This is a genomic window from Novosphingobium lindaniclasticum LE124 (genome assembly GCF_000445125.1).
GTDB lineage: Bacteria > Pseudomonadota > Alphaproteobacteria > Sphingomonadales > Sphingomonadaceae > Novosphingobium > Novosphingobium lindaniclasticum.
Window position 1 is genome coordinate 86,906 of sequence record NZ_ATHL01000075.1, and the last position, 14,272, is coordinate 101,177.

Below are 14,272 nucleotides of genomic sequence, written 5' to 3' on the forward strand. Positions count from 1 at the left end.
GCTTCTCGGTGTCATGCAACGCGCCGGCGTCCGTCCACCATCGCTCCGCGACGGTCCTCCTCCCCGCGTCGGGGGGGAAATCCATGATAATCGGCCTTGGCTCCGACCTCTGCAACATCCAGCGAATCCAGAATTCGCTCGATCGTTTCGGAGACCGGTTTCTCCAGCGGGTCTTCACCGAAGTGGAGCAGGCCAAGGCCGCGCGCCGCCCGCACACCGTTGCCGGGACCCTGGCCAAGCGCTTCGCGGCCAAGGAGGCCTTTTCCAAGGCAGTGGGCACCGGATTCAAGGCCGGCGTGTTCATGAAGGACATCGGCGTGGTCAACGCGCCCTCCGGCGCGCCGACCCTGGCGCTGACCGGCGGCGCGAAAGCGCGGCTGGACACCCTGACTCCGGACGGGCACGAGGCCGTGGTTCACCTTACGCTCACGGACGATCATCCATGGGCCCAGGCCTTCGTGGTCATCGAAGCACGCCCCCTCTCTCCATCCTGACGCCGAGTATTTCCGGGACATGATCCAACAGCCCAAGCCGACTCTCAGCCAGGCGTCCGTTCAGGCCTCGCCGGCTGCGGAAAAGGTCAACTGGTTCCAGGAACTGCGCGGGCTCGCCCTGATGCTGCTGGGGGTGCTGGCGTTTCATTCCTTCATCGCCAAGCCGTTCTACATCCCGTCGATCTCGATGATGCCGGGCCTCTTGGTGGGCGACCGGCTGGTCGTCTCGAAGTATCCTTACGGCTGGAACTGGTCTTCGATCAGCTTCCACCTGCTGCCCCGCAGCACCTGGCGGCTGATGGGCCGCACGCCGGAGTATGGCGACATCGTGATCGTCGTGCCCGGCAATCGCAAGGCGGATCTCATCAAGCGCGTCGTCGCCCTGCCGGGAGACCGCATCGCGGTGATCGACGGACGCATTCGCCTGAACGGCCGGTTCGTCCCGCGCGAGATGGTGCCGCCGGTCCGCATCGCCGCCGACGATTCGCTGACGTGTGAAGGCGATGCCGAGCCCGGCCACTGCTACGACGGGTTCGAACAGTTTCGCACCCGGCTGCCCAGCGGCAGGGATGTCTACGAAATGCCGACCTACCGCGAAACATTGCCCAACGGCGCCAGTTATGAGGTGATCGACTACCTCAACCAGGAACTGGACAATTACGCGGAGGTCAAAGTGCCAGAAGGCCACGTCTTCGTGATGGGCGACGATCGCGATCGCTCGGCGGACAGCCGGGCGCCGTTCGAAACCGACATGTTCGGTCGGCCCGGCGGCGGGCTCGGCGGGCCGGTGCCGCTCTCCGACGTGGGCGGCCGCGCCGAGTTCATCACGTTCTCGCTGGACGGCACCCAGAGCTGGAACCCGGTGACCTGGTGGACCGCCTTGCGGTCGGGCCGCGCCTTCACCAGCCTGCGTCCGCCGGTCGATACCGCCAAGGCCTGGAACTGATGGCCTCGGGGCCGCAACAGGAGGTTGAAGCCGACCTTTCCGAACGTGCCGGTCCCACCGATATTTCCGATCCGCTGATCCGCACCGAGGCGCGCAAGGCCTTCGTCTGGATCGGCATGGTCGCGCTGCTGGCGCTGACCGTGTTTCTCTCGCAATCGCTGCTGGTCATATTCGGCGGGATCGTGTTCGGCGCCCTGATCGACGGTGGCGCCCGCATGGTCGGCAAGGTCCTGAAGATCCCGCGGGGGTTGCGAGTGGGGCTGGTGCTGTTGTTCGCCCTGCTGTTCCTGCTCTGGGTCGGCCGGTTCGCCGGCAGCCAGATCGCGTCGCAGGCTGCCGAATTGCCAACAACCATCGAAAACCAGTTCCGTCACGGACTGTCCTGGCTTCGCGCCCACGGCATCCAGCCCCGGATCACGGAGCTGCGGGGCATGGCGCAGGAAGCGCTTGGCGGCATCGGGCAAGTGACCCGTGTGGTCGGCGGCCTCATCGGTGTCGTCACCACCCTGTTCCTGATCCTCGTGCTCGGCATCTACTTCGCGCTGGAGCCGCGCCTCTATCGGCGCGGCGTCGGCTGGATGCTGCCGATCGATCGGCGCGATAATTTCGAAAGCACGGCGGCGATCATGGGGCAGGCCCTGCGCCGCCTGCTGTTCGGCCGCCTGATCGGCATGATCGTGGAGGGCCTGTTCACCTGGGCCATGCTCCAGTTCTACGGCGTGCCGATGGCCGCCCTCCTCGGCCTGATCACCGGGCTTCTGGCGTTCCTGCCGAACATCGGCGCGCCCATTTCCGGCATGATCATGATCCTGGTCGGCTTCTCGGGCGGGTACGAGATGGGGCTCTACACCATCTTCGTCTACCTGCTGATCCACTTGATCGACGGCTACCTGATCGTGCCGATGATCGCCCGCAAGACCGTGGACCTGCCGCCCGCGCTGGTGCTGGCGGCACAGCTGATCATGGGCGTGCTGTTCGGCCTGCTCGGGCTGGCGTTGGCCGATCCGCTGGTGGCGATGATCAAGATCTGGCTGGAGCGGGAGGCCGATCGCAACGGCGGGGCGGAAACGGACCTTTTACAGGGAAGCGCCGCTATCGCGCCCGGCAGCGCTTGACCGAGGGTTTCCCGCAGGCGAGACCTTAGAGTCATGGCCCGCAAGTTCCTCTACGTCATTGCGATTATCGTCATCCTCGTCATCGCCCTGTTCGCGGCGCTGCGGCTCTGGTCGGAGGATCTGACCGAACTGGCCTTCGTGCCCACCGTCGAATACGCGCAGAAGGATGCGCTCGGGCCGGAAGCCTGGCGAGATCCGGCGATGTGGATCGCGCGGCCGGACATGCAGGACGATCCTTCGCGCTGGCTGCCGCCAGGGGTGGAGAAGCCCGAAAAGCCGCTGCCGGTGGCAGTGTTCTTCGTACATCCCACCAGCCTCGTCGCGCGCAGCGCCTGGAACGGCGACCTTGCCGACGCACTGTCGCAGGATCGCGCCGCACTTTTCGTCAAGGGCATGGCCAGCCCTTTCAACCGCGCGGAAGTCTGGGCGCCGCGCTATCGCCAGGCAGCGGTGGGCGCCTTCCTGACCGCTGCACCGGAAGCCAACCGCGCCATCGACCTTGCCTATTCCGACGTTCTGGCCGCCTTCGACCAGTTCGTGAAGACCATCCCGAAACGTCGTCCGATCGTCGTGGCCGGACATAGCCAGGGCGCTTTCCTGCTGCGCCGCGTGCTGCGCGACCGTGCGGCAGGCAAACCGCTGGGCCAGCGCATCGTCGCCGCCTATGTGATCGGCTGGCCCGTCTCGCTGGCGCACGATCTCCCGAAGATGGGGCTTCCGGCCTGCACCGGTGCGGAGCAGACCGGCTGCGTCGTCAGTTGGCTATCCGTCGCCGACCCCGCCGACACCAAGATGCTGCTGACCGCTTACGGCCGCCGCACCGGGCTCGACGGTCAGGGCGTTGCGGGCAGTCCGTTCCTCTGCACCAATCCGCTTACCGGAACCGAGGGCGGCAGCGCCGATGCGGCGACCAACCTCGGCACTCTCGTCCCCGATCATAAGCCCGACTCCCGCTCCGCCAGCGGCACCCTGGCCAAGGCCACCGTTCCGGCGAGTTGCGGGCCCGATCACTTTCTCCACATCGGACCGCCGCCCGCGCTGGACATGGGACCTTACGTCCTTCCCGGAAACAACTACCATCTCTATGACGTGACCCTGTTCTGGGCGAACCTTCGCGCGGATTTCGAAAAACGGGTTGCGACATGGCAGAAGGCACAGTGATCACCACCAGCGCGCTGGATTATCGCGGCGCGCTTCCCGATCGCGGTGGACTGCTGGGGCTGGACCTCGGCACCCAAACCATCGGCACCGCCTTTTGCGATGCCGGATGGCGCATCGCCTCGCCCGGCAAGACACTGAAGCGCGGCAAGTTCGGCGCCGACCGGGAACTGCTGCTCGAACTCATCCGCGAGCGTTCGATCAAGGGCATCGTCATAGGGCTGCCGCTCAACATGGACGGCTCCGAAGGCCCGCGCGCGCAGTCTAGCCGGGCTTATGCGCGCAACCTCGGCGTGCTGGGCCTGCCGATCCTGCTGTGGGACGAGCGCTGGTCCACCACCGGGGCCGAGCGCGGCCTGCTCGACCAGGATATGAGCCGCGCCAAGCGGGCTACCCGCATAGACTCCGCCGCCGCCGCGGTGATCCTGCAGGGCGCTGCGGATGCCCTGGCGGGCGGGATGTTCTGAGGCGGCGCTACTCGTTCCAGTCCGACATCGGAGACTGCAAACGCGGGAACGTCGCCTTGCGGCTGATCGCCATATAGCCTAGGGGGGTACCCTATATGGCACATCTTCATGACAGTCCCGCCCTGGTCGCGCGGGTCAGGCGCATCATCGGACAGCTTCAGGCCGTGGAACGCGGGCTGACCGACGGTCAGGACTGTGCGAAGACCCTGCACCTTGCGGCGGCGGTTCGCGGCGCCGTGAACGGGCTGATCGATGAACTGATCGAAGCCCATGTGAGAACCCACGTCGCGGCCCCCGATCTACCCCAGGCCGAGCGGGAGCAAGGCGCCGAAGAGCTGATCGCGGCCATTCGCCGCTACGCGAAGTAGAAGTTTCGTGGACTCCCCCCTCCCCGCCGCGCCGCTTCATCGCCACTATTTCCTGGGCCGATCGCACGAGCGAAATGCGCGGCGGACCTTGTGGGTCGTGGCGCTGACCACCCTGATGATGGTGGCCGAGATCATCGTCGGGCATCTCACCGGATCCATGGCGCTGCTCGCCGACGGCTTCCACATGGCTACCCATGCCGGCGCCCTGAGCGTAGCGGCGGGAGCCTACGCCTTTGCGAAACGTCAGGCCGATAATCCCGCCTATAGCTTCGGCACCGGCAAGGTCGGCGATCTGGCGGGTTTTGCCTCCGCACTCGTGCTGGCCGTCATCGCCATCGCCATCGCCGCGGAATCGACCTTGCGGCTGTTCGAACCGATGACCGTCGCGTTCGAGGAGGCGATCGTCATCGCGATCCTGGGTCTTGTAGTCAACCTCGTCAGCGCGGCTCTGCTCGGCGGGCATCACGGGCATGGCCACCATGACCACGGACATCACGCTCATGACCATCACGCTCATGACCATCATGCTCACGGCCACGCCGACAACAACTTGCGCTCCGCCTACCTGCATGTCCTTGCCGACGCCCTGACATCCGTCCTGGCGATCGCGGCGCTGGTCGCGGGGCGTTATCTCGGGTGGATCTGGCTCGACCCGGCAATGGGGATCGTCGGCGGGATCGTGATCGCGCGGTGGTCCTGGTCGCTTATGAAGGACACCGCCGCCGTCCTGCTGGACCGGACCGACGCGCATTTGGCGCAGGAAGTGAAGGAGGCCGTCGAAGCGCCCGGTGACGCCCGCATCCTCGACCTGCACGTCTGGAAGCTCGGTCCCGAAGCCCATGCCGCGATCGTCAGCGCAGCGGTGGCAGCGCCTCATATCGATGCAAGCGTTCTGCGCAGACGGCTATCGCCGGTTCACGAATTGCAGCATGTCACCATCGAGTGCCGGGCTTTGCAGGAACGACCGATATGAAGTCGCCCTGCATCGACGAATGCGGCTTCGACCGCCGGACCGGATGGTGCAAGGGCTGCGGCCGCACGGTTCAGGAAGTGAGAGGCTGGCGAAAGGCCCAGCCCCACCAGCTTCGCAAGATTTCCGCAGAACTGCCGCGCCGCCTGGCGAAGCTCGAGCGGACGTGATCGCGGCAATTCCCTTTCGGTGGCCTAGCGCGCCCTCACCCGTAGCATAAGCACCAGGCCTCGAACCGCCGGGACTTCCATCTCGCCCGGGCCGATCACAAGACGCGGGGCGTCGGCGCGGGCGCGGTCGAGGATCGCGGGGGGCACCTCCGGCTCGTGCAGGATGAGGTCCGCCGAGCCAAGCTGGCGTGCCTGGCGCAAGGTAAGATCATCGGGATCGTCACTGCGCAGGACGATCTCCACGGTGTCGCTTGCCGGCTCGGCAGCTTCGGAAAGCCAGAGAGAAAGACGTGCCTCCCCGGCCTCGGTCAGCGGGTCGAGCGGGCCGCCTTGCGCCAGCGCGGCATCGAGCGCCTGCCGTCTTTCGCCGGCATCGGGAAACCGCGACCGCAGCGCCGGTCGTGCCGCCAGCAGCGCGCGGGCCAGTTCGCCCAGCGATTGCGGCAGCAGCGCCTCCAGACGCAGGCGCAGTTGCTTGGCAAGCCCCGCTGAAGCGCCGCCGGTGCCGATGGCAACCAGTACCGGCGTGCGATCGAGGATGGACGGTACGGTGAAGTCGCAAAGGGCGGGCCGATCAGGCGCATTCACCAGCAGGCCCGCCGCCCGGGCCTGGGACACGGCGGCCTGGGCGCGCGCCTCGTCCTCCTCGGCGATGAAGGCGATGCGGGCGCCGAGCGCAATCCCTTCCGCCAGATCGGCTGTCGGCCTTGCCCCGGCCCGTTCGACGAGGCGGCGCTTGGCATCGGCAGCCTCCCCGCTTCCCGTGACCACGACCGGACGTCCGGCCATGCGATGGAAGAGGGGCAGGCTCTCGATCATGAGGGGGTGCTTTCCCGGCTCAGGCCAGCCACTCGGGCACGGCTTCGGCGGCCAGGATGGTCGCGGGCTCGATGCGGGCAGCGACCACCGCCCACTTGCTGCCGTCCACCATGACTTCCGGCACCAGCGCGCGGCTGTTGTAGGTGTTCGCCATCGTCGCGCCGTAAGCCCCGGCCGTGCGGAAGATCGCGAGGTCACCGGCGGCGACTTCATCGATCTCGCGCCCCATCGCGAACGTATCCGAGCTTTCACAGATCGGACCGACGATGTTGGCGGTCATCGTCCGGCCGTTGGGCTTCACCGCCGCGAAGTCGTGCCAGGCATCGTACATCGCGGGACGGGCGAGGTCGTTCATCGCCGCATCGACGACGACGAAGGGATTCACCACCCCCTCCTTCACGCGCACGACTTCGGTGACGAGCACGCCGGAGTTGCCGGTGATCACCCGGCCCGGCTCGAACATCAGGGTGACACCCCAGTCCTTCGCCACCGAAGCCACCATCGCGCCGTAGTCCTGCGGGGTCGGCAGCGAATCGCTCGCCTTGTAGGGCACGCCGAGGCCGCCGCCGAGATCCATGTGCGTCACCGAATGGCCCTCGGAGCGGATCGCCTCCATCAGCTCGCCCATCTTGAGGAAGGCGAGGCGCGAGGGTTCGAGGTCGGAAATCTGGCTGCCGATGTGGACGGCGAGGCCCTTCATGTCGAGCCCCGGCAGCGCCGAGAGCCGGGCGTAGATCGCGGCCGCGCGGTCGTAGGCAACGCCGAACTTGTTGTCCGCCTTGCCGGTGGAAATCTTGGCGTGGGTGCGCGCGTCCACGTCGGGATTGACCCGCAAGGCACAAGGTGCGCGCTGGCCCAGCGAGGCGGCGATTTCCGCCAGTTCCATGCCCTCTTCCTCGCTTTCGAGGTTGAACTGGCCGATCCCCGCCTTGACCGCGGCAGTCAGTTCGCGGCGAGTCTTGCCGACGCCCGAGAAGACGATGTCGGCGGCCGGAATACCGGCGGCCAGCGCCCGGTTCATCTCGCCTTCGGAGACGACGTCGGCGCCGTAGCCCTCGCTCGCCAGCAGGCGCAGAACGGCAAGGTTCGGGTTGGACTTCACCGCGAAAGCGATGTGGACGCTGGGCAGGCCTGCCAAGGCCTCGCGGAATACGCGGGCGTGGCGGCTGAGCGTCGCGCGGGAATAGACGTAGACGGGCGTACCGACTTCGCGGGCGATCGCGGCCAGCGGTACGTTCTCGGCGAAAAGTTCGCCGTCGTTCAGGGCAAAATGGTCCATGGATGTCTCGGTATCTGGAAGGCCGGTCCGGCCTTGAGGCTTATTCTGGCGGCGGGAGATCGAAAGGATCGTCGTCCCGAGGTTCCGAGCGGGTGCGCAGTTCGACGCTGCGTTCGGGAATGGCCAGCGTCGGCGTCTGGAGCAGCTCGGCGCTGCCCGGTTTCTGCGCGCGGCCGTAGGGTGCGGACGGAAGCTGCTGCCCCGGTTTCAACGCCAGCGCCGCCCGCTGGCCGCAGGCCGAAAGCGCGAGAAGCAGGATCAGGGCGGCAGTCTTGCGCATCGAGATTACTCCAGACCGAGCGCGAGCCGGGCTTCGGCCACGCGCAGGCGTACTTGCTCAGGCGCGGTGCCGCCATGCGAACCACGCGCGGCGACCGAAGCCTCGACCGAGAGCGCCTTGAATACGCGCTCGTCGATGCGGCTGTCGATGGCCTTGAGATCGTCCAGCGGCAATTGATCGAGCGCGACGCCGCGCTGCTCGGCCAGCTTCACGGCGGAACCGGTGATGTGGTGCGCCTCGCGGAAGGGAATGTTGCCTTCGCGCACCAGCCAATCGGCAAGATCGGTGGCGGTGGCGAAGCCCAGTTCGGCGGCGCCGCGCATGCGGTCGGTGCGGAAGCGCGTTTCGGCGACCATGCCGGTCATCGCCGCGATCGACAGCGCCAGCAGGCCGGCGGCCTCGAAGACCGGCGGCTTGTCGTCCTGCATGTCCTTCGAATAGGCCAGCGGCAGGCCCTTCATGGTGATCATCAGGCTGGTGAGGCAGCCGACGATCCGGCCCGAGTGGCCGCGCACCAATTCGGCCGCATCGGGATTCTTCTTCTGCGGCATGATCGAGCTGCCGGTCGACAGCGAATCGGGCAGCGCCACGAAGCCGAACGGCTGGCTGGCCCAGATGATGAACTCTTCCGCCAGTCGCGAAAGGTGCAGCGAGCACTGCGCCGCAGCCATCAGGTAGTCGAGCGCGAAATCGCGGTCGGAAACCGAATCGAGGCTGTTGTCGGTCGGCCCGTCGAAGCCGAGCGCCTGCGCCGTCATCACGCGGTCGATCGGGAAGCCGGTGCCGGCCAGCGCCGCCGCGCCCAGCGGGCTGCGGTTCATGCGCTTGCGCGCATCGGCAAAGCGCGAACGGTCGCGGCCGATCATCTCGTAATAGGCCATCAAATGATGGCCCAGCGTCACCGGCTGCGCGGTTTGCAGATGGGTGAAGCCGGGCATGATCGAATCGGCATGTTCCCCGGCGCGGGCGACGAGCGCCTGCTGGAGCGCTTCCAGTCCCGCATCGGCCTGATCGACGGCATCGCGAACCCAGAGGCGAAAATCGGTGGCGACCTGGTCGTTGCGCGAACGGGCGGTGTGCAGACGCCCGGCGACCGGGCCGATCAGCTCGGCCAGGCGGCCCTCGGTGGTCATGTGGATGTCTTCGAGATCCCAGTTTTCCGGGACGCCGGAGACTTCGTACTCCGCCGCAACCTGGTCCAGACCGTCGCGGATCGTGATCGCATCCTCGCCCGAAACCACGCCGCAAGCGCCCAGCATCGCGACGTGCGCCTTGCTGGCGGCGATGTCCTGCCGCCACAATGCCTTGTCGAAGGGGATCGAGGCATTTATCTCGCGCATGATCGCAGACGGTCCACCTTCGAACCGTCCACCCCACATCTGGTTGGAGCCCGCCGCCTTGCTGTCTTCGAAATCGCTCAAGTCGCTCGTCCTGTATTCCGTCGCGGGGGCCGGCGCCCTCCTGATCGCGGGCTGCGATAGGCAAAGCGGCAAGGACGCGCAACAAAAGGCTTCCGAAAGCGCGGCTCCGGCAACGCAGCCTGCCGTCACCGGCAAGGTCGACCGTTCGCACAAGGGCGACCCGATGCCCGACGTGACCCTGGTGGACAACACCGGCGAGAGCCTCGACCTCATGTCGCTGAAGGGCAAGCCGCTGCTGATCAACCTCTGGGCGACCTGGTGCGCACCCTGCATCGCCGAGATGCCGACGCTGGAGGCGCTGGCCAAGGATCCCAACGGCAAAGTCCAGATCCTGCCGATCTCGCAGGACACCGGCGACACCTACAAGGTCGTCGAGATCCTGCGCCGCCGCAAGCTCGACAACATCCAGCCCTGGGTGGACGAGAACGGCGACCTCGGCTTCCAGTATGGCGGGAACCTGCCGGTCACCGTGCTGTTCGACAGCCAGGGCCGGGAAGTCTGGCGCTATACCGGCGGGAACGACTGGTCCTCGCCGGAAGCCGCCAAGCTGCTGGCCGAAGCGAAGTAGGTCCTTCCGGCCTCGCTCGGGGAGGAAAGTTTCCCGTGGAACAATTCTAGGGCATTCCGGCTTGGCGCAGCAGCCGCTCGGCGCGGGCGAGATAGGGGCGGTCCAGCATGCCGCCCCTCCAGCCGATGGCGCCCTGCCCCGGATTCGCCGCGAAGAGGTCGACGATCTCCCGCGCTTCCGCCACTTCGGCCTCGCTGGGAGTGAACGCCGCGTTGATGACTGGAACTTGCGCCGGGTGGATCGCCAGCATGCCGCGAAAGCCGTCGCGGCGGACTTTCTCCGCCCGCGATTTCAGCGCTTCGAGGTCGTGGAAATCCGCCGATATCGTCTCGACCGCCGCCACGCCTGCCGCCGCCGCGCCCAATACTGTAAGGCTCCGCGCGAGCTCGTAAGTGAAGGAATAGGCGCCGTCCGGGTTCCGGTTGGACGCCGCGCCAATCGAATCGGCTAGGTCTTCCGCTCCCCAGGTCAGGGCCACGACACGCGGCGCGCCCTTGTAGTCACCGGTATGGAACATCGATTCGGCGGTCTCCGTGACGAGCACGATCACCGGCGTCGCCCCCTGCCCGATGCCGTTCGCCACTTCCAGCGCCTCGAGGTAGCGGTCCAGCCGCTCGACGTCCTGCCGTCCATGAACTTTGGGCAGCATGATCCCGCCCGGACGCGCGGGCATCACCGCCACCAGGTCGTCCAGCGTATGAGGACCGTCGAGCGGGTTGACCCGCACCCAGAGGCGGTGGCGCTCTGCGGGATGGGCCTTGATGAAGTCATGGACCAAGGGCCGCGCGGCAGCCTTGGCTCCCGGTGCGACGGCATCTTCCAGGTCGATGAGGACGATATCCGCTTCGCCCGCCGCGGCCTTGGCCATCTTCCTCTCGCTGTCGCCCGGCACGAAAAGCCAGGAGCGGGCGGCGGCCAGGTCCCGTTGCGAAGCCCCATGCTGTAACGACACTCTCATTTCCTTTCCCTCGTCCTGCCTTCTTGACCTATCCGGGCTTGAAGTGGGTTTGAATAGCGAACCCGCCATTGCCCGCTTCGTCGGCACCACGCGCGAGAGCGGGTCCCGCCATCCGCACGACAGACCTGTTGCAAGACTACAACGCCTTGCCACCAAGTCCTCGCGCAGGACAACATTACATTTGTTGTTAAGAGCTGCGTAAATCTCTTCGCGTACCGCTGCCAGGAACTCTCCCGGCCGATCCCCCTACCGGTCAGAACGATGCGATTGTCTAAGGAACGCGAAAATGATGACCCGCAAGGACATGGTCCTTCTCGGCGGAGCCCTTGTGCCGGCTCTCGCCCTCCTGTTCCCGCAGCATGGCCTGGCGCAGGGCACCGCTGCAGCGGAAGCCGAGGCGGGTGAAGCGATCGTCGTCACCGGCTCGCGCATCGCTCAGGTGTCCGCCGACGCGCCCAATCCCGTAACTGTCGTGACAGCGAGGGACATCGCGGATTCGGGCACGACGAACCTGACCGACTTCCTCACGATCGTTCCCGCGCTCCACCATCCGGCCGATTCCTTCGAGACCAGCGGCAATCGCGCCGGGATCGGCATGACCGGTCTCAACCTCCTCAACTTGCGCAACCTCGGCACGCAGCGCACGCTGGTGCTGATCGACGGCCGCCGTCAGGTCGCCTCGGTCGCCGGGACGCAGTCGGTCGATATCAACACGATCCCGCTCGACCTTGTGGAGCGCGTCGAGGTGCTCACCGGCGGCGCCTCGGCAGTCTACGGCGCGGACGGCGTTTCGGGCGTTGTCAATTTCATTCAGAAGCAGGACTTCGAAGGGGTGACCGCCCGCATCCAGACCGGCATTTCCGGCAAGGGCGACGCCGGCCAGCGCCTGATCGCGCTGACGGCAGGGCACAACTTCGCAGGCGGCCGCGGCAATGTCGCCGTAGCCTGGGAACATGGCGAGGAAGACCGCCTGAGCGCCCATTCGCGCAGCTACCTAACCGGCGAGAACAAGGTCGACTTCTACCACAACCCCGCCGACACCGAAGCCGGGCTCGTCGGCAACGACGGCATCCCCGACAATGTGCCGCTGCGCAACATCCGCTATTTCGACACTTCGCGCGCGGGCGGGATCGACGTCAACTTCGACGGCGTGCCCGACTTCGTAGGCGGTGACGGCCAGCTTTTCGATCACGGCACGATCATCGCCCCCGGCTACCAGCAGGGCGGATCGGGCACGCTCGTGTCCGATTACGGCAACGACCTCCTGCCCCGGATCAAGCGCGACGTGGTGAGCGCCTCGGCGCACTTCGACGTCAGCGATGCGCTGACCCTCTACGCCGAGGGCAAGTACGCCCACAGCCGCTCTTTTACCCTGGGGCAGCCGACTTTCGACTATTACCTGTTCATCCCGCAGGACAATCCGTACCTGCCGGCGGCGGTGCAGGCCGCCATCGATCCGGCGATCGGCGGCGTGCTGGTGAACCGTGACAACTTCGACTTCGGCCGCCGGGGCGAGGACATCACGCGCGAAACCCTTCGCAGCGTCGTCGGAGCACGCGGAGAGATCAGCCCGAACTTGCGCTACGATCTGTCCTATGTCTTCGGCCAGACCAAGGTGAAATCGCGCTACGTCAACAACATGCTGACCGACCGCTACCTCGCCGCGATCGATGCCGTAAGCGACGGAAACGGCGGCGTGACCTGCCGCGTCAACACCCAGTCCGGCTGGACGCCCTTCCAGCCCTACAACCGCAACCGCGCGCCGATCCCTCCGGTGACCTTCACGGCCGGAGACTGCCAGCCGCTCAACCTTTTCGGTGAGAACAAAGCATCGAACCGGGCCGCTTTGGACTGGATCATGGCCGACACCACCGACCGCACGACGCTGACCCAGCATGTCGTCAGCGGCGCCCTGACCGGCGACACGCACGGCATGCTCGAGCTTCCCGGCGGCCCCATCTCCTTCGCGCTCGGCGGCGAGTACCGCAGCGAGAAGAGCAGCTTCGTGGCCGACCCGCTGGTCTCGCAGGGACTGACCTTCACCAGCGCGCTGGGCGATTCGAAGGGTTCCTTCGACGTCTGGGAACTGTTCGGCGAAGTGAACGTGCCGATCCTGGCGGACATGGCATTCGCGCACCGGCTCTCGGTCAACGGCGCCGTGCGCTATTCCGACTATTCGAGCGTCGGTTCGACCAGTGCCTGGAAGCTGGGCGGGGAGTGGGCTCCGGTCCGCGACGTGACTTTCCGCGGCTCTTACTCGAAGTCCGTGCGCGCCCCGAACATCAGCGAGCTCTACACCGGCGCGTCGCAGACGGCGCAGCTGATCAACGATCCCTGCGGCGTGGCCAATGTCCAGAACGGCACCCCGTACCGCGCCGCGAACTGCAGCGCCCTGCTCTCCGGCCTCGGCGCCGATCCGGCAACCTTCAACGGTGTCGTCGGCCAGGGGATCGCAGGCTTCGGCGTCGGCAATCCGAACCTGGAAGAGGAAACCGCCAAGACCTGGACCGCCGGCGCGGTTCTCCAGCCCGGCTTCCTGCCGCGCCTGACGCTTTCGGCCGACTGGTACGACATCCGCATCCGCAACGCGGTCAGCGTCGTCGCGCCCCAGGCCCTCGCCAACCTCTGCGTGGACCAGGCCAGCCTCGACAATCCCTATTGCGGCGCGATCACCCGCCAGAACGGCGGAACCGGTGCCGGCAACATCACCAGCTTCCAGCTGACGCCTTTCAATGTCGCGCAGATCCGCACGTCCGGGCTGGACTTCGCTTTGGCCTACTCGGTGCCGACCGCAAGCGCGGGAACCTTCGGCGCGCGCGTCATGGCGAACTACCTCCACCGCCTGACCGCCGTGCCGATCCCCGGCGCTGCCACGGTGAACAACGCTTACGTCGCAGGGGCGCCCAAGTACCAGATCACGGCCGATCTCACCTGGCAGAGCGGCGGCTTCGGCCTCGACTGGCAGATCAACTACGCTTCGGCCGTCTACCGCTACGACCGCCAGACGATCGCCGGCAACCCGGACATCGTCGCGCCGGAGTACCTGAAGCTCAAGGAACGCTTCTCGCACGACCTGAGCCTTACCTACGACGTGGGTGATCAGTTCACGCTCTACGGCGGCGTGAACAACCTGTTCAACCAGAAGCCCGATCTCGGCAGCCTGAACACGCCGATCAGCGCAGTGGGCCGCTACGTCTTCGTCGGCGCCCGGGTCAAGCTGGCCGACCTGTTCGGCGGCGCGCGATAAACACTGGCCTTC

Annotated in this window: 15 protein-coding genes; 10 read left to right on the top strand and 5 right to left on the bottom strand. The window is 66.6% G+C overall.

The genetic code is table 11. From position 1 onward, the window contains the following. The first annotated feature begins 83 nt into the window (after nucleotides 1–83). The 8 genes from acpS to L284_RS35105 all read left to right on the top strand — a co-directional run bounded on the left by acpS (nucleotide 84) and on the right by L284_RS35105 (nucleotide 5,688). Complete coding sequence (gene acpS, locus L284_RS35070; protein ID WP_021233981.1) at nucleotides 84–494, top strand: holo-ACP synthase; 411 nt, start codon at nucleotides 84–86, stop codon at nucleotides 492–494. Nucleotides 495–513: 19 nt separating this feature from the next. Then, nucleotides 514–1,440 (top strand): signal peptidase I, encoded by a 927-nt coding sequence (lepB, locus tag L284_RS35075; protein ID WP_021233982.1) that lies wholly within the window; start codon nucleotides 514–516, stop codon nucleotides 1,438–1,440. Next, nucleotides 1,440–2,555 carry an AI-2E family transporter gene (locus L284_RS35080; RefSeq protein WP_021233983.1) on the top strand — a complete coding sequence of 372 codons (1,116 nt, stop codon included), beginning with the start codon at nucleotides 1,440–1,442 and terminating at the stop codon, nucleotides 2,553–2,555. Before lepB ends, L284_RS35080 begins: the two co-directional genes overlap by 1 nt. Before the next feature lie 33 nt (nucleotides 2,556–2,588). After that, nucleotides 2,589–3,716, top strand: a complete 1,128-nt coding sequence (locus tag L284_RS35085; protein ID WP_021233984.1) for a DUF3089 domain-containing protein — start codon at nucleotides 2,589–2,591, stop codon at nucleotides 3,714–3,716. Continuing rightward, nucleotides 3,698–4,180, top strand: a complete 483-nt coding sequence (gene ruvX / locus L284_RS35090) for a Holliday junction resolvase RuvX (protein ID WP_021233985.1) — start codon at nucleotides 3,698–3,700, stop codon at nucleotides 4,178–4,180. Before L284_RS35085 ends, ruvX begins: the two co-directional genes overlap by 19 nt. 95 nt (nucleotides 4,181–4,275) lie before the next feature. Next, nucleotides 4,276–4,548 (top strand): metal/formaldehyde-sensitive transcriptional repressor, encoded by a 273-nt coding sequence (locus L284_RS35095; protein ID WP_021233986.1) that lies wholly within the window; start codon nucleotides 4,276–4,278, stop codon nucleotides 4,546–4,548. A 7-nt stretch (nucleotides 4,549–4,555) separates the two neighbouring features. Beyond that, nucleotides 4,556–5,521: a CDF family Co(II)/Ni(II) efflux transporter DmeF gene (gene dmeF, locus L284_RS35100; protein WP_031342089.1), complete on the top strand. Its 966-nt coding sequence runs from the start codon at nucleotides 4,556–4,558 to the stop codon at nucleotides 5,519–5,521. Beyond that, the gene (locus L284_RS35105; protein ID WP_021233988.1) at nucleotides 5,518–5,688 is read left to right on the top strand and encodes a DUF1289 domain-containing protein; all 171 of its coding nucleotides are present in this window, start codon (nucleotides 5,518–5,520) and stop codon (nucleotides 5,686–5,688) included. Before dmeF ends, L284_RS35105 begins: the two co-directional genes overlap by 4 nt. 24 nt (nucleotides 5,689–5,712) lie before the next feature. On the opposite strand, the gene L284_RS35110 is transcribed toward L284_RS35105, so the two are convergent. From L284_RS35110 to argH, 4 genes are read right to left on the bottom strand one after another with little or no spacing between them, the layout of a single operon-like run. Further along, entirely contained in the window at nucleotides 5,713–6,507 is a 795-nt protein-coding gene (locus L284_RS35110; RefSeq protein WP_021233989.1) for a precorrin-2 dehydrogenase/sirohydrochlorin ferrochelatase family protein, read from the bottom strand. A 19-nt stretch (nucleotides 6,508–6,526) separates the two neighbouring features. Further along, complete coding sequence (gene lysA / locus L284_RS35115; RefSeq protein ID WP_021233990.1) at nucleotides 6,527–7,786, bottom strand: diaminopimelate decarboxylase; 1,260 nt, start codon at nucleotides 7,784–7,786, stop codon at nucleotides 6,527–6,529. A 40-nt stretch (nucleotides 7,787–7,826) separates the two neighbouring features. Beyond that, nucleotides 7,827–8,066, bottom strand: a complete 240-nt coding sequence (locus L284_RS35120) for a hypothetical protein (protein ID WP_021233991.1) — start codon at nucleotides 8,064–8,066, stop codon at nucleotides 7,827–7,829. A 5-nt stretch (nucleotides 8,067–8,071) separates the two neighbouring features. After that, on the bottom strand, nucleotides 8,072–9,445 hold the full coding sequence (gene argH / locus L284_RS35125; protein WP_031342091.1) for an argininosuccinate lyase: 1,374 nt from the start codon (nucleotides 9,443–9,445) through the stop codon (nucleotides 8,072–8,074). A gap of 19 nt (nucleotides 9,446–9,464) precedes the next feature. Between argH and L284_RS35130 the strand changes: the two genes are divergently transcribed. Continuing rightward, nucleotides 9,465–10,055 (top strand): TlpA family protein disulfide reductase, encoded by a 591-nt coding sequence (locus L284_RS35130; RefSeq protein ID WP_031342092.1) that lies wholly within the window; start codon nucleotides 9,465–9,467, stop codon nucleotides 10,053–10,055. A gap of 46 nt (nucleotides 10,056–10,101) precedes the next feature. Here L284_RS35130 and L284_RS35135 read toward each other — a convergent pair whose 3' ends face one another. Further along, nucleotides 10,102–11,007 (bottom strand): HpcH/HpaI aldolase/citrate lyase family protein, encoded by a 906-nt coding sequence (locus L284_RS35135; RefSeq protein ID WP_268745344.1) that lies wholly within the window; start codon nucleotides 11,005–11,007, stop codon nucleotides 10,102–10,104. Between the two features lie 292 nt (nucleotides 11,008–11,299). Between L284_RS35135 and L284_RS35140 the strand changes: the two genes are divergently transcribed. Further along, nucleotides 11,300–14,260 (top strand): TonB-dependent receptor plug domain-containing protein, encoded by a 2,961-nt coding sequence (locus tag L284_RS35140; RefSeq protein WP_021233995.1) that lies wholly within the window; start codon nucleotides 11,300–11,302, stop codon nucleotides 14,258–14,260. Nucleotides 14,261–14,272: the final 12 nt, after the last annotated feature.